We start from the raw sequence: 15,091 nt of genomic DNA, 5'->3' as shown, positions 1-15,091 counted from the left end.
TTATAAGAAAGTAGGTCTTTTTTTGGAATTCTCTAAGTTGAACGTTCATGAATTTGAAAATTTTGTTAACGAATACGCATCACATTACACACAATCTTCTCAACATTTTAATTATCAAAATAGCCACCAACATAATGTCCATTTAGTGGGCGTGAAAAATGAAACAGGCGAAGTATTAGCTGCTTGTTTATTGACGGAAGCACGTTGTTTAAAGTTCTTTAAATATTTCTATACACATCGTGGTCCCGTTATGGATTACAACGACCTTGAATTAGTTAGATTTTTCTACACGCACCTGACTACATACTTAAAAGAAAGAAATTGCTTATTTGTTTTAACTGACCCTTATCTGTTGGAAAGTATTCGAAGCTGTGATGGAGAGGTTATTAAATCGTTTGATAATGAACCGTTTATGCATGTCATGAATCATTTAGGTTATCAGCATCAAGGATTTACGACAGGCTATTCAGAAATGAGTCAAATCAGATGGTTGTCTGTCTTAGACTTAGAAGGCAAAGATGAACAACAATTGTTAAAAGAAATGGATTATCAAACACGTCGCAATATCAAGAAAACCTATGAAATGCATGTGAAAGTCCGAGATTTATCCATTGATGAAACCAACAGGTTCTTTAAATTATTTAGAATGGCTGAGGAAAAACATGGTTTCAAATTCAGAGATCAGCCTTATTTTGAAAAAATGCAGGAAACATATGCGGATAATAGTATGTTAAAACTGGCTTATATTGATTTAGAGGAATTATTAGCAGCACAACAAGCTAAAATCACTGAATTAAATACAGAACTTGAACATGTTCAAGCAGCTTTAACTGAAAATCCGAATTCAAAGAAAAATAAAAATAAGTATGAACAATACCAAAAGCAATTGGCTGCACAAGAGCGCAAAATGAATGAAACGAAAACATTGATGGAAACAGATGGACCTGTTTTAGATTTAGCTGCGGCGTATTATATTTATAACCCCCATGAAGTGTACTATCTGTCTAGTGGTTCAAACCCTAAATATAATGCCTATATGGGTGCGTATAGACTGCAATGGGAAATGATTCAATTTGCGAAGTCTAAAGGAATTGATCGTTATAACTTCTACGGTATTACTGGAGACTTTAGTGAAACAGCTGAAGATTTTGGTATTCAAAAATTCAAAGAAGGCTTTAACGCGCATGTTGAAGAATACATCGGAGACTTTATCAAGCCTATCAAACCATTCTTCTACAAGATTTACCAATTACTCAGCAATTAAAGTTAAACACATACAAAAGCACAGTCTGACTTATAATTTACTTGTCAGACTGTGCTTTTATCTTCTTATTAAGTTAAACGATCCACTAAAACCATTTCATCATAGTTAATCGCTTCACGTAATTTCAGTGCTGTTTTTTCACTGATTTCTTCATCTTCCACTAATTCATTTAGAACATGACGTTGTTCACGTAAGGCATTCAATTTAATTTTAGCCACATTATTACGCGCACTTTGTTTATTAACAAAGATGTTAGAAACCGTTAGATTATCTGAACGCATTAAATAGCTGTCGCAAATCGTACCAATTTCTAATTTATTATCCGCATTGGCTTCTTTAGTTAAACGTTTTACGACGTTATAGTGCACAATGCGCATTATATTTGCGATTTCTTTAACGTTTTGATGCACATCTAATGAAGAAGATGCGTTGGTTTGTACACGGACACGACGTCTTAGAATGGCTACTTTCACACGCATAATGATTCTTCGCATTAATGAAGCTTGGCGATACACTTGTGTTCGTTCAGCATAACGCATGTAGTTATCAAAATCACTTTGTGTAATTCTGCCTTCTTTCACTAATTCATTTAAGGTATCTGTTTCTGTATCAATCGCAATACCTTGTAAACGTTCAAGTTCTTTAGAGTTTTCATCATCATCGTCAATCACTTTCATAAACGCAATGCGATCATGATAAATCTTAATGACATTTCCATAATTAAATGAGGTTTCAGGCGTTGCGTGTCTTCTTAAATAATCAATCGTTTGTTCAAGAATATAAATACGTGCTTCCCTGAAACTCATACCTTCCACTTTTACCTTCTTCATCGCAGGTGTAAGTATCGGTAATAAGACTTGGGCAATAATTAAACTTAACACTACCATACCTGCAGATACAAAAAGCAAGTCGTTACGATAAACAAAAGAAGTATGTTCCCCTAACATATACGGGAAGGTTAAAGCTACCGCTAAGGAAATGGTTCCATGTACACCGCAAAGTGTCATAATCATCGCATATTTACTGCGTTTAGGTTTCGTTTCGCCTTGTTCTTTATCATCACCCTCATTCATTGCACGTTGGAATGGGCTGACAGGTAAATAGAAATACGGATATAGAATATATACCCATAAGAAACGAAAGACATAAACAGCCAGTGCCACTAAACCAGTAATACCGAGTAAGAAGATTAAGTTCTGCGGCTCTGTTTTCACGATGTTTTTAACCGTTTCAGGTACGATATAACCCAAAATAACAAAGACAAAACCGTTTAATACATAGCTCAATAAATTCCAAGTTTGCGTATAACTTAGTTTCAGTTGGTTACTGATTTGATTAATCCGATCACGTTCAAAACCATGGACTAACCCTGAAACCACTGCCGCGATAATCCCTGAAGCATGGAATACTTCCGCTGCAAGATAGGATGCAAACGGTGTCAATAACTGAATAAAGATAAACATATTATTACTTTCGACACCTTTACGTGCCAACACAATACGTAAACGTACTAAAATAATCCCTACAATCAGACCGATAATCAAACCGCCGATTGAAGTAATTAAGAACTGACCAATCGCATCTGTAATAGAAAATGCGCCTGTAATCAGTGCAGCGACAGCAATTTTGAATGAAATGATACCTGCCGCATCATTTAATAAAGATTCACCTTCTAATATAGTCATAGAACCTTTTGGCAGTACTTTCCCTTTCGTAATAGCAGATACTGCTACCGCATCTGTCGGACAGAGTACTGCGGCTAACGCAAAGCCAGCGGGCATCGGCAAGCTCGGCCATACCCAATGAATAAAGAAACCTACCCCTATGACAGTTGTAAATACTAATCCTAACGCCATCATCATGACTGGTTTTATGTAGCGTCTTAAGCTCACTCGGGAGACATTAACACCCTCAATAAATAATAACGGTGCGATTAAAGCAACCATAAAGACCTCTGTATCAAATCTAAAGGTTACCGGAATCGGTGTTGAAAAGATAAGTGCACCTAAAATAATCTGAATAAACGCGAGCGGTACTTTAGGAAGAAATAATGAATGAATGAGTGAACTTAAAATAATTGCTGCGATAAAAACCAAAAGACCTTCAATGATTTCCACAGCGTCACCTCTTTCTGTGTTGTATATACGTCCTATATCTATCTTCATCTCACTGAAGATGCCGTACATATATCAAGTGTCTATATATAATCATACTATAATCAGTTGTGTAAAATCTATATTGAAAACTTCTGTTGTGTATGAATGCCTTACTTGTTGGTTCTATTGATGCAAACAGCTATTTATACAAATTTAAATACCCCATCATCCACTGTTTCAAAAGTTTTTGAAAATAAATTCAAAAAAGGGTGTGCTTTTTTCCTGGAAATTTCGATATATAGAGTGAGCAAGGAGGTGAACAAAAATGAAAACAATCAAAGATCTAGCCGTGACACTTATTCGTGTCGAAGACAAAAAAGAAGCTAAACCCGTTATCAAACGTCGTAGATTCGCTCGCTTAAACCCTCAAAGCACTGAAGCACAATTAAACAGCTTTAAATCAGCGATTGAAAAATTAACAGGCGAAACATTCGACAGCATCGAAGTAACAACAGTAGAAACTTTATAAAAGGAGCACACACTTATGACAAAATCGTTAGAATTGATTTACCTCAATGAAGCACACAAACCCGTCAAATTCCAAGTCCCAGATGTGAAACAACAAGTCTCAGAAGAATCTATACGAAATGCGATGAGCACTTTATTAGAAAGCAATGTATTAAATCCCCCATCAGGTAAGATCATTGCGATTAAAGGCGCACAAATTGTTGAAAAAGAAACACATGTTATTTTCTAATTAAACAAGCCGCGTTTACTCTCAAGATTGAGTAAACGCGGCTATTTTGTTGCTTAATGCCTCTTTTGAATTATATCTCCAAAGAATACACGCTTACTCCCCAACTTCTTACACAAAGCATAATCATCATAAACATCCACGACTTGCGCTAAGTTCTTATATGAATGCTTGGCATTCAATACTTCTATAAATTGGTGCCTTTTAATACAAGCATTATGTCCTGCATCTATAAAGAATGTTTCCTCGTCTAACACCCGAATAATAGTCATTTTTGTCATGATGTGCCCCCCTTTGTCTCTTTAATAAAGTGCTTTATGTAAAACATCTTGTTTCAACAAATTATATATTGATATATCAAAAAAATCTACATTTTTTACAATTTACAAATAAAAAGTGACTCAATTTACCTTTTACTTTACATAGCATGTCATGGTGTTAAGTTAATCATTAATGGCTTTTCAGTGTATTTGTGATAATTTTCTACCTCTTTTTATTTATTAAATACATGAGACACGATTACGAATTTAGGCGTTTCACCAGCCATTATATACATTGTATAATAAATTGAAAATTAAATATGATGAGGTGACCATGATTTTATTTAAAAACCCCTGGTTGATTGCGTTAACGCTCCTTCTCCTGTTAAGCACAACTGCCGTCGGATTATATGCCGCATTCCGACATTACACACTTCAGGCAAACCAAAACGTTAAAACGTACACTGCAACCTATAACCGTCCGATTCAATTTTCTGGTATTCAAACTGCCGAAACCATCCAATCCTTTTACTATGATCCACGTATGGGCAACATTCATGACTGGTATAGTGCTGAAGGTAAGACTATTAAAAAGGACCAACCGCTATTCGAATATTACAATAAGACCCATGAGCAACAATTAACCGTCATACGTAAGCATTTGAATACGCTTGATAGTCATCAGCATCGTCAAAATTATTTAAATATGCATACGTATTTAGAACAAGAATATGATCGACTTCAGCTTGGGCTCAGAACACAAGCCTTCAGCATGTCAGAAGGCATCGTCCATATTGTAGAGAAATATCCTAGTAAGAAGCATCAGTTGATTGCGCAAATCTACAGTCCAAAGCGTGTGATTAAAGCGTATATCTCTGAAGATGAACGTAAGCAGTTAAAACTTCACCAAATGGTTGAAATCAAAACACCCGCACTTGAACATTTCAAAGGTAAAATTTTAAGCATCAGCCAATTTCCTGATATAAAGAAACGAGAACCCAATCTGTCTTATTATGAAGTTCAAATTTCTACAAATGGTGCTCTTCCAATAGGAACACACTTCAAAATGACGATTCCTACGCACTTCATCGCCTTGCCAAAGGACGTGTTATACGATAAAAACGCAATATTAATTAAAAGAAATGAACAAATGGTTAAAAGAATTATTAAATACCGTGAAAAATCGGGTATGATTATTATTGAGGGTTTATTGCCGGGAGAAAAAGTTATTGCTCAACCCAAAAACTTCACTTTAAACTAGAGTTCTTATATAATTAACCCATATCAAAAGGGTAAATAGAAAAAATAGACATTATCTTAATTTATAATGTGTAATTCAAATGATGTTCAATAAATTTTCTGGGTTCATTGGGTAATTTTTTGAAAGTATCATTAGTATGAATTAGCCATTGTTTTATAATGTTTTTTTGTTTACATTTCATTTTTATTTAGTTATAATTAAATAAATAATAGGGGCAGGAATATTTTGATGCAATTGCATCTAGTCCCAATTATGAAATTAATGTTAATATTAGTCTATTTGCCAATAAACGACGATAATGGGAATGTCAAGGGAGGAAATACAAATGGCAGTATCAAAAATCAAAAATTCATCTGATCTTTTAGCAATGGTGACATATGCTGATAAGATGAAAAGCATCATTAAAAAAGAATTTACAATTAGCTTCGAAGAGTTTGCAGTGCTAACTTTCCTTAGCCAATCAAACGACGAGGAATATTTCTTAAAAGATATTATTAATCACTTAAACTACAAACAACCTCAAGTAGTTAAAGCCGTTAAAAACTTATCACAAGAAGATTACTTCGATAAAAAACGTAACGAACAAGACGAAAGAACTGTTTTAATCTTAGTAAATTCTAAACAACGTGAAAAAATCAACGAATTATTAAACCGTATTAACGAACGTATCTTAACTGCAAACAAAGAAATCAAAATCTGATCCGTCGAAGATAGATTATAAAGGATATTATAAAAAGCGTGATGCTTAGAATGAAATGCATTCTAAACATCACGCTTTTTGTGTGTCATGAAATGAAAGCCAAATATCTTTCACATGACTGTTTCTTCTTATTTTCCACGTGTAGAAAGCTTGATAGAGTAATAAATAATCACAGCTAAAATCAATACCCAGATAATAATCGTACCAATTTGTGCGATATTTGGATCTAAAATGACCGCATCAATAGTTTTCTGTGCTAATAATAAGCCCACACCTGTGAATTCAAAACGTTTATAATAAATGCCTAAACCCGCCATAATTAAGCCCAAGAAGAACACAAAGATATGTGCGTATTTCGTTACCACAATGACACCGAGATCAATATTCAAACCATGTAGTGTGACTAAGACAGCCGCTACAATCACAATGCCTATACCTATCATGACTTCTATTCTATTACTATATAGATAATTCTTCCGCACAATCCTGAAATAAACAAAGACAGTAATCGGGAAGATAATTAAACAATAGATAAGTGATAACCCTGTCGCTGCTTGAAAGGGTACAAATTGTTTGTCATAAAGATAAGAGATTAATAAGAAATTGATAATGAAAAAGAGAATCGGATTCAGCTGTAAGCCGAAAAGATTTCTTTGAATGGTTAAAATAATCTCTGCCGGTGACTTTTTACGATACTCGATGTAATCTTCGTCATGCGCTTCAGATTTAGGTAAATCCTGACGAATTTTCTCTTTGATATCGTCAATCATATTAGGCGCAATGCCTTTATAGTTGAAGTAATCACTGATATTTTCTAATAAAATTTTGTCATTCGGTCGCATGATGTGACTCCTTTAAATTTACTATCCTTACCCATTTATCATGGCACAGATAGTGCTTTCAATCAATATAAAGAAGGCAGAAGTGTCTATCACCCCTGCCCTCATGCCATACTTGTTTATTTACCAATATCGATACGATACAGTTTTAAATTCTTGTCTTTTGGTGATTGGCTAGTAAATTGATAAGATGTGTCTTTATCTTTGATATAGCCGAAATTACCTGTGACTTCATTATAGTTATATCTCCAAGTGACCGTATTGCCTAACTGTTTACGTACAGTATTAAAGCTTGGGCCATCTGCTTTGTTGTATTTCATAGTTACATGTGTCACTTTGCCGTGGTCTTTTTGACCATCTGCAGTCACAATCATTAAACCTTTGTCAGAGTTAAACTCATAATAGTGTTTTGTTTTGTCAGGTTTATAAGAGTAACCTGTGAGTTTGTGTGATTTCAAAACATCTTGGATGTTTTGACCTAGCTTAACGCCTTCTAGAGAAGTATCTCCATGATGGATTTGTTGAACGGTTTGAATCGTATTTCCAGACGCTGCATCTGCTTGAGAGATGCCAAGCCCAGTTACCACTGTTGCAGAAACAATAGCCGCTGAAAGTAATTTTTTCATAAGCAATAACTCCTTTGCTCTCTTTTTGTAAATTTCTTGTAACTTTTTCTGCGCTTATTACACTATACCCCGAATTACCCTTGATGTAATCAGTCTCTAGATGTAATCTTTTGTAATATTGTATAATATTTTGGAGTTTAATTGCTAATAAAAATGATTAAAAACATTACTGTTGATGTGTCATGCGTTTCTGTTCATCTTCTAACACTTCATTGACATTAATAAATGCTGTCACTGTTTGTAAGAAAGCTTTCTTCTCTTCCCCCATTGGATATAGACCAGAGTGTTCAAACGTTTCAACCTTTGCTTGAGTTATACCTTGTGTATACGTATTTAACTCTTGTTGTGTTAAACGTTCATCATGTTTTCCGACAATAATCAACGTCGGTGCTTTAATTTGAGATAATGCCACTTCCACTTCAGTTTGTTTAAAAGAGGCTGCGACTGCATTTCTTTCGAGATGTGTCATTAAAGTTAATGTGTCTGAAAAGTTCTTTAACATTTTCCCAGCTTTTTTCGGTGAACCATACGTATGTTTATCTAAAAACTTTTGTTGTTTATTTTCTTCTAACGTTCTGATTTGATCTGCATATTTTCTATACAAACGTGCCTCTGGCAATTCCGCTTGTAATGTTGCTGGATTAATTAAGATAATACCATCGCAATATTGTGTATGTTTAGACGCAAAATCAGCCGCAATCGTTGCACCCAGCTCTTGGCCCATAAAGAAAGCATGTCTGATATATAAGTAATCCAGTAATTCTTTAATATCCTGCGCATAATCTGCAAAATTGATATTTAATGGTTTGTCTGAATACCCATGACCACGTAAATCTACGCTGACTACTTGGTAATCATATGATAATTGCGTCACGATATTATCAAAAATCGAATAGTTCTCAAAAGCAGAATGAAGCAGCACAACAGGTTGTCCGCTTCCCTTCGTCATATAATTCAACGTTGTATTATCTTTCGTCGTAAATAGTTCCATTTGCTTTGTCACTCTCCTTAGAATTCGGGGCTTCTTTCGGCAGTATCTCAAGCAACTCTTCCAAAGTTGAAATCTCAAAATCCATCTCTTCAGGCTCCGGTGCTAACACGACTTCATCATCTTCATGATTGAACCATACACTCACCATACCCATTGCACGTGCTGGCGCAACATCATTCAATGCATCATCGCCAACATACATCACTTCTTCAGGTTTCACATCTAATTGGTCAATAATATCTTCAAAGATTTTAGGATGTGGTTTTCTAAATCCTACCATTTCAGAAGTAGATAAAAAATGAATGTAAGATAAGATACCCAAATTTTCTAAACGATATTGTTTAATTTTAGATTTGCCATTCGCAATCACACCTGTCAAATAGCCACGTTGGATTAAACGTTCTAGTGTATATTGTGTGTCATGATATGGAAAGACGTAACGATAAAAATGTGTTTCAAAATCACGAAATAGATCTTTCCATGTTAAACGGTCAATATGAAATCGTTTGATAATGGCCTTGTAGAGTTCAGGTTTATCATGATCTTCATCATCATCTAATTCAATAAACTGCTTCTTAAAATCGCGCGCTTGAACATGAACAAAATAATCATGAAAACGTTCATACTGTTCTTCAATAAACTTCTCTCTTGATTTATTACGATCTAACAGCGTACCTTCTAAATCGAATACGACGGCTTTAATCCCATCTAAATTCATAAGCTTCTCTCCTATAAATGCTGATTCAGCATCTGTGATTATTTCTTTATTCATCAGATTATTCATACGAGTGTTTCTTTGTTGCTATTAAATACCCAAGTACAGGTATTCCTAATAAAGCAAGAATGATACTTGCTGGAATTTCAATCGGATTCCAAATTTGCGCACCCAGTGTATCCGCAAGGACCATCACTGTGCCGCCGACAATCGCATTCAGCAGCATTTGTACACCTAAAGTTGTGCGGGTGGTTCTTCTAATCAATTGCGGTACTATCATACCGATAAATCCAATAATACCGGTATAAGACACTATAATTGCGGTCATAATCGATGACACCGTTAAAACCATAAATGCCATTTGTCTGACATTTAGACTTAAGGAACGCGCCTTTAAAGTACCGACTTGAAGCAACTTCACTTTCGGCAATAATAAACCAAGCCATAACACACACACTATCATCACAGGTGTAATGACGTATACTTCATGCAATTCTGCATTTGAAAAGCCGCCAAACATATACATCACAATACTTTTCATTCTGCGTTCATCAAGTAAAATCAAAAGATATAAGAACGCATTGAATAATGCACCTATCATAATACCTGATAATATCAATGCACGCATCATATAACCTTGTGAAATTGCGGCAGTCACCCCTAAAACGATAGCTAACGTTACCATACTAGCGACAATGGATGCGAATGGAATCCATAAACTGCTTAATCCGACAAATACTGCTAAACCGCTGCCTAAAACAGAACCGCTCGCTAAGCCTAAAGTCAGGCTGTCTGCAAGCGGATTATTCAAAACGGTTTGAAACATCTGTCCGGCAATCGATAAACCGATACCGGCTAATAATGCTTCAAGTATTCTTGGTAAGCGTACTTCAAACAAAATACTATGATTTAAGGGGTTCGACCAGCTGCCTAAATTCCAAAACAAGCTGATTGTGATACTCGCAATCAAAGCGAGACACCATCCTATAATAATAGCGGTTTGTTTCATATTATTTTTCATCACGGTAAATCGCATCTCTCAATGCTTTAAGACCTTGGTCGATACGAGGACCTGGTCTAGAAATCGTATCACCATCTACCGCTTCCATTCGACCTTTCTTCACAGCTTCTAGATTTTCAAAGCCGCCGCGTTTACGTATCACTTTCAAGTAATCTGAACGCGTAATCCCTTCTGTTGTAATTAACACATTCGGGTTATGTTTAATAATGCTTTCCTTGCTGACTTTCTTCCAACCTTCTAAATCTTCGAAACTGTTTTTCGCATGCAGTTCTTCGATCATGTAGTTGAAGAATGTATTTTTGCCAGCTGTATAAATTTCAGGTTCATGTGAAACTTCTAAAAAGACAGTCGGTGCTTTTTCGTGCTTCGGTACATCTTTTAGCACCGCATCCACACGATGTTTCGTATCATACACTAATGTATCCGCTTGAGATTCACGGCCTGTCACTTTACCGATTTGTTTGAACGTATCATAAATTTCATCAAAGTTATGTGCTTCAGATACATAAACGACTTTAATGCCTTTCTTCTCTAAATCGCTTAATACTTTATCACTTGTTCCTTTTTGCGATTCATGTGCCAAAATCAAATCTGGCTTTGCTTTTAATAATTGCTCTTTATTTAATTTCATCGCATCAAACTTCTGCTTATGTTTAATATCTTTAGGATAGTCGTCCACTGTAGAGACCCCTACGACTTCTTTACCTAAACCAAGTTGATATAAAATCTCTGTATTACTTGGCATCAACGAGATAATACGATGATATTTTTGCGTTTGCTTTGTCTTTTCTTCTGATTGATCTTTATTGTCTGATTTCTCTTTATTACTCGGTGCTGAACACCCAGCCGCAACTAAGATAATTAAGATTAAAAACACCCATAGTTTCTGTTTCATCAACTTCTCCTCATACTTGTATTGTAAATCTCATTTTAGCATATTTACGCGTCCTGAGAAGATGAATCTTACAAAAAAATTACAGGATTAAAAAATAAAAAAGAAGCATCCGTCAAGAATGCTTCTTTATCAAATCTTACATATTATGCGGTGCAGTTACACCTACTAATGCTAAAGCATTGCGTAAAGTGATTTGTACTGCAGCAATCATAGAGACATAAGCTTGTGTTTTCTCTTCATCGTCTGTTAAGACTTTATCCGCATTATAGAATTTGTGGAAAGCTGCTGCTAATTCTTGAATATAATTTGTGACACGATGCGGTGCACGTTGTTCTGCAGCACTTTCAATCATCGGTTCAAATTCTGCAACTTTCTTCAATAAATCAATCGCTTTGTCATTTTTAATGACACTGAAGTCTGCGTTTTCAGCTGGTACTACGCCACGTTCTCCTGCTTGTTTCAAGATAGATGAGATACGCGCATGTGCATATTGTGCATAATATACAGGGTTTTCAGCTGAATTTTCTTTCGCAAGTTCCATATCGAAATCAAAGTGCGTATCTGGGCTGCGCATTGTTAAGAAGTAACGCGCTGCGTCAATGCCCACTTCATCCATGATTTCACGTAAGGTAATTGCGTTACCTGTACGTTTACTCATTTTAACTTCTTCGCCATCTTGCATTAAACGTACCATCTGCATGATTTGGATTTCAAGACGTTCAGCATCAATACCGTATGTTTCAACAGAAGCTTTTAAACGGTTGATATAACCATGGTGGTCTGCGCCAAATAAGTTGATTAAGATATCTTGGCCGCCGTCACGATGGAATTTATCGTAGTGATAAGCCACATCTGGTAAGAAGTAAGTGTATGTGCCGTCTTTTTTGATTAATACACGGTCTTTATCATCATTAAAGTCCGTTGTACGTAACCAAGTTGCACCGTCTGCTTCATACGTATGACCGTTTTCTTTCATTAATTCTAAAACGCGTTTGATTTCGCCAGAATCATATAATGTTGTTTCACTGAACCAATCATCAAAGTGTGTATTGAAGTCAGCTAAGTCTTTTTTAAGTTTTTCCATTTCATAATCGACACCTAATTGTCTGAACACTTTTAAGCGTTCATCATCAGGAAGATCTTGAAGTTCTGGGCGTTTTTCCGCTAAATCTTTACCGATATTCACGATATCTTTACCGTGGTAACCATCTGCAGGTAATTCTGCTTCTTTACCTAAAGCTTGATTGTAACGTGCTTCGATAGAGCGCGCTAAGTTCGTAATTTGGTTACCGGCATCGTTGATGTAGTATTCACGTGTAACATCATAACCTGCCGCATCTAAAATATTACATAATGTATCACCCACTGCCGCATTACGCGCATGGCCGATATGCAAGTCACCAGTCGGGTTCGCTGATACATATTCAACTAGGATTTTTTGATTCTTTTTCTTTTCTGAGCGACCGAAATCTTTGTCTTTTTCTAACGCTTCAGGAATGATTGCAGTTAGGTATTCGTTGTTTAAATAGAAGTTGATGAAACCTGGGCCTGCAATTTCAATTTTCTCAACATTAGCTTTAGATTTATCTAAATGGTCCACAATCGCTTGCGCAATGTCACGCGGATTACGTTTTGCGATTTTTGTTAGCACCATCGCAATGTTTGTAGAGTAATCTCCATTTTTAGGGTCTTTCGGAATTTCCACTTTGACTTCAGGAACTTCTTCTGCAAGTCCAGCGGCTTTAACACTTGCTGTTATTTCTTCAATTAATGTTTGTTTGACTTGATCAATAATATTCACTTACTTCAGCTCCTTATAGGTAATTTGGTAAAGGTATGTGCCCATCTTCTCTTCATTTTGGAAGAGTTCATAACGAATTTTAAGTTTTGATTGGTCTGGTTGTACATAATGATGAATGCTTAAAGTACGAATGGTTAAAGGAATTTTCCCAGTCGGTATCTCGTATAAAGAGACCGTGTCTTTCCCTTCAACAAAATGCAGGTTCTGTTTAATATTCCCGCTGCGCATTAATCTAACTTCATCTTCTTGAATTTTTAATGTAATGTGCACCGTCAAGTCTTCGATTTGTTCATCATAACGGATAAATTCAGCATTCCGCTTCTCTTGCCACGTGCCATCTGTTTCAAATTCAAATTCATCAAACTCATCATCGCGTTCGATCGTTTGAAATGTTTGGATACGAATGTTTTGATTCAAAGACGCGCTCACCCTATTCTGAATTATTCATTAATATACCAAATTATAACATAAAGATACAGCCCACACAGTGACTAAATTCACACTGCGTGGGCTGTATCTAACGAAATCAATTAATTTTTTCTATTTATTTTGATTCATCCTTCAAATAATCTAATACAACCGTTCCTACCGCTTCTGCTGCTGACATCATTGAAGACTCACTGATATTGAATTTTGGATGATGGTGCGGATAAACTTCACCCTCTTCAGGCGCGGCCCCTGCATAGATGAATGCACTTGGCACTTCTTTCGCATAGTACGCAAAGTCTTCTGACGGCGGCCATGGTTCACAACGTTCTACTTTTTTGATAGCTGAACGTTCTGCATGATTTAACGTTTTCGCGACATAACCTGTAAAGTCAGGATCATTATAGACTGCTGGATAATCATCTAAATACTCATAGTCGCATGCCACGTTGAAAGTTGTTTCTAAACCATCGACTACGCGTTGTAATTCTTGCGCAATTTTGTCTTTCGTTTCATCATGCAGACCACGTACATCTCCTTCAATTTCTACTTTATCTTTAATGACATTAAATTGACCTTTCGCATCAAATGAACCAATCGAAACAACCCCTGTTTCAAATGGACTAATGCGTCTTGAAACGACACTTTGGACCGTTGTCACAAAGTTGGCCCCCGCTACAATCGCATCATTGGCTTCATGTGGAGACGAACCATGTCCGCCTTTACCATGGATTACTAATTTAAAGTAACCACGTGCCGTCTGTACGTTGCCTTCACGATAATAAATCGTACCGCGTTCACCGTTACTCATCACATGTACACCTAGGACATGGTCTACTCCGTCTAAGACACCGTCTTTAATCATGCCTAACGCACCACCTGGCGGCATTTCTTCAGCAGGTTGATGGATGACTACGACTTTCCCAGAAAATTGATCTTTCATCTCAATTAAAGTTTCAGCCAAAATCAACATATAAGCCGTATGTGCATCGTGTCCACATGCGTGCATCACACCTGGATTTTCTGATGCGAACGGCAAGCCTGTCGCCTCTTCAATCGGCAAGGCATCAAAGTCCGCGCGAATCGCAATCGTTTTACCCGGTTTACCACTATCAATTGTGACTTTCAGCCCATTGTCACCGACATTCGTTTCAACTTGGCAATCCTTACCTTGATAGAAGTCTGCGATATACTTTGGTGTCTCAACCTCTTTAAACGATAATTCCGGATGTGCATGTAAATAACGTCTGATTTCAACCATTCGTTCTTCTTTCTCTTGTAAACGTTTGATTAATTCTGAACTCATATGCCCTCTCCCCTTTTTATTATTTAACTTTTTCGACTATTCAAAATATAATACTTCCACTTTAACATACTTATTTAGATGATGCTTAGCAATCAATTTTGAAAATAAAAAAACAGAAACCACGTCATGTGATTTC

General features: G+C 36.1%; 16 protein-coding genes. 5 read left to right on the top strand and 11 right to left on the bottom strand.

Features of this window, described 5'->3' with window-relative positions; all coding sequences use genetic code 11:
- The first annotated feature begins 22 nt into the window (after positions 1 to 22).
- Positions 23 to 1,264: an aminoacyltransferase gene (locus ACFCT9_RS11430; protein ID WP_412519405.1), complete on the top strand. Its 1,242-nt coding sequence runs from the start codon at positions 23 to 25 to the stop codon at positions 1,262 to 1,264.
- Positions 1,265 to 1,332: 68 nt separating this feature from the next.
- On the opposite strand, the gene ACFCT9_RS11425 is transcribed toward ACFCT9_RS11430, so the two are convergent.
- Complete coding sequence (locus ACFCT9_RS11425; RefSeq protein WP_412519404.1) at positions 1,333 to 3,381, bottom strand: cation:proton antiporter; 2,049 nt, start codon at positions 3,379 to 3,381, stop codon at positions 1,333 to 1,335.
- Positions 3,382 to 3,685: 304 nt separating this feature from the next.
- Between ACFCT9_RS11425 and ACFCT9_RS11420 the strand changes: the two genes are divergently transcribed.
- Together ACFCT9_RS11420 and ACFCT9_RS11415 are read left to right on the top strand one after the other, a co-directional pair.
- Positions 3,686 to 3,889, top strand: coding sequence for a hypothetical protein (locus tag ACFCT9_RS11420; RefSeq protein WP_412519402.1), 204 nt, complete (start codon positions 3,686 to 3,688; stop codon positions 3,887 to 3,889).
- 15 nt (positions 3,890 to 3,904) lie between these two features.
- Positions 3,905 to 4,117 (top strand): DUF2922 domain-containing protein, encoded by a 213-nt coding sequence (locus tag ACFCT9_RS11415; protein WP_412519400.1) that lies wholly within the window; start codon positions 3,905 to 3,907, stop codon positions 4,115 to 4,117.
- A gap of 53 nt (positions 4,118 to 4,170) precedes the next feature.
- On the opposite strand, the gene ACFCT9_RS11410 is transcribed toward ACFCT9_RS11415, so the two are convergent.
- A complete protein-coding gene (locus ACFCT9_RS11410; RefSeq protein WP_412519398.1) occupies positions 4,171 to 4,395 on the bottom strand; it encodes a hypothetical protein in 225 nt (74 codons plus the stop codon).
- A 313-nt stretch (positions 4,396 to 4,708) separates the two neighbouring features.
- Between ACFCT9_RS11410 and ACFCT9_RS11405 the strand changes: the two genes are divergently transcribed.
- A complete protein-coding gene (locus tag ACFCT9_RS11405; protein ID WP_412519397.1) occupies positions 4,709 to 5,635 on the top strand; it encodes a hypothetical protein in 927 nt (308 codons plus the stop codon).
- Between the two features lie 325 nt (positions 5,636 to 5,960).
- Complete coding sequence (gene sarA / locus ACFCT9_RS11400; protein WP_412519395.1) at positions 5,961 to 6,335, top strand: global transcriptional regulator SarA; 375 nt, start codon at positions 5,961 to 5,963, stop codon at positions 6,333 to 6,335.
- Between the two features lie 128 nt (positions 6,336 to 6,463).
- Here sarA and ACFCT9_RS11395 read toward each other — a convergent pair whose 3' ends face one another.
- The 9 genes from ACFCT9_RS11395 to ACFCT9_RS11355 form a co-directional block, all read right to left on the bottom strand.
- A complete protein-coding gene (locus ACFCT9_RS11395) occupies positions 6,464 to 7,177 on the bottom strand; it encodes a hypothetical protein (protein ID WP_412519394.1) in 714 nt (237 codons plus the stop codon).
- A 116-nt stretch (positions 7,178 to 7,293) separates the two neighbouring features.
- Positions 7,294 to 7,800, bottom strand: a complete 507-nt coding sequence (locus ACFCT9_RS11390; protein WP_412519392.1) for an SA0570 family protein — start codon at positions 7,798 to 7,800, stop codon at positions 7,294 to 7,296.
- A gap of 166 nt (positions 7,801 to 7,966) precedes the next feature.
- Positions 7,967 to 8,791 carry an alpha/beta fold hydrolase gene (locus ACFCT9_RS11385; RefSeq protein WP_412519391.1) on the bottom strand — a complete coding sequence of 275 codons (825 nt, stop codon included), beginning with the start codon at positions 8,789 to 8,791 and terminating at the stop codon, positions 7,967 to 7,969.
- Positions 8,766 to 9,509 (bottom strand): HAD family hydrolase, encoded by a 744-nt coding sequence (locus ACFCT9_RS11380; protein ID WP_412519389.1) that lies wholly within the window; start codon positions 9,507 to 9,509, stop codon positions 8,766 to 8,768. Before ACFCT9_RS11380 ends, ACFCT9_RS11385 begins: the two co-directional genes overlap by 26 nt.
- A 58-nt stretch (positions 9,510 to 9,567) precedes the next feature.
- On the bottom strand, positions 9,568 to 10,515 hold the full coding sequence (locus tag ACFCT9_RS11375; protein WP_412521672.1) for a FecCD family ABC transporter permease: 948 nt from the start codon (positions 10,513 to 10,515) through the stop codon (positions 9,568 to 9,570).
- A 1-nt stretch (position 10,516) separates the two neighbouring features.
- On the bottom strand, positions 10,517 to 11,422 hold the full coding sequence (locus ACFCT9_RS11370; RefSeq protein ID WP_412519387.1) for an ABC transporter substrate-binding protein: 906 nt from the start codon (positions 11,420 to 11,422) through the stop codon (positions 10,517 to 10,519).
- A gap of 136 nt (positions 11,423 to 11,558) precedes the next feature.
- A complete protein-coding gene (gene argS, locus ACFCT9_RS11365; RefSeq protein ID WP_412519385.1) occupies positions 11,559 to 13,223 on the bottom strand; it encodes an arginine--tRNA ligase in 1,665 nt (554 codons plus the stop codon).
- Positions 13,224 to 13,640 carry a DUF1934 domain-containing protein gene (locus ACFCT9_RS11360; protein ID WP_412519383.1) on the bottom strand — a complete coding sequence of 139 codons (417 nt, stop codon included), beginning with the start codon at positions 13,638 to 13,640 and terminating at the stop codon, positions 13,224 to 13,226.
- Between the two features lie 127 nt (positions 13,641 to 13,767).
- A complete protein-coding gene (locus ACFCT9_RS11355; protein WP_412519381.1) occupies positions 13,768 to 14,955 on the bottom strand; it encodes an amidohydrolase in 1,188 nt (395 codons plus the stop codon).
- Positions 14,956 to 15,091 lie beyond the last annotated feature (136 nt).

This window comes from Staphylococcus simulans, assembly GCF_047037175.1.
In the GTDB taxonomy this organism is placed as follows: Bacteria; Bacillota; Bacilli; order Staphylococcales; family Staphylococcaceae; genus Staphylococcus; species Staphylococcus simulans_C.
This window is presented reverse-complemented; position numbering and strand designations above follow the sequence as displayed.

Coding starts and splice junctions, on each gene's coding strand:
- ACFCT9_RS11420 (WP_412519402.1), top strand. CDS start 3,686: ATGAAAACAATCAAAGATCTAGCCGTGACACTTATTCGTGTCGAAGAC.
- ACFCT9_RS11415 (WP_412519400.1), top strand. CDS start 3,905: ATGACAAAATCGTTAGAATTGATTTACCTCAATGAAGCACACAAACCC.
- ACFCT9_RS11410 (WP_412519398.1), bottom strand. CDS start 4,395: ATGACAAAAATGACTATTATTCGGGTGTTAGACGAGGAAACATTCTTT.
- ACFCT9_RS11405 (WP_412519397.1), top strand. CDS start 4,709: ATGATTTTATTTAAAAACCCCTGGTTGATTGCGTTAACGCTCCTTCTC.
- sarA (WP_412519395.1), top strand. CDS start 5,961: ATGGCAGTATCAAAAATCAAAAATTCATCTGATCTTTTAGCAATGGTG.
- ACFCT9_RS11395 (WP_412519394.1), bottom strand. CDS start 7,177: ATGCGACCGAATGACAAAATTTTATTAGAAAATATCAGTGATTACTTC.
- ACFCT9_RS11390 (WP_412519392.1), bottom strand. CDS start 7,800: ATGAAAAAATTACTTTCAGCGGCTATTGTTTCTGCAACAGTGGTAACT.
- ACFCT9_RS11385 (WP_412519391.1), bottom strand. CDS start 8,791: ATGGAACTATTTACGACGAAAGATAATACAACGTTGAATTATATGACG.
- ACFCT9_RS11380 (WP_412519389.1), bottom strand. CDS start 9,509: ATGAATTTAGATGGGATTAAAGCCGTCGTATTCGATTTAGAAGGTACG.
- ACFCT9_RS11375 (WP_412521672.1), bottom strand. CDS start 10,515: ATGAAACAAACCGCTATTATTATAGGATGGTGTCTCGCTTTGATTGCG.
- ACFCT9_RS11370 (WP_412519387.1), bottom strand. CDS start 11,422: ATGAAACAGAAACTATGGGTGTTTTTAATCTTAATTATCTTAGTTGCG.
- ACFCT9_RS11355 (WP_412519381.1), bottom strand. CDS start 14,955: ATGAGTTCAGAATTAATCAAACGTTTACAAGAGAAAGAAGAACGAATG.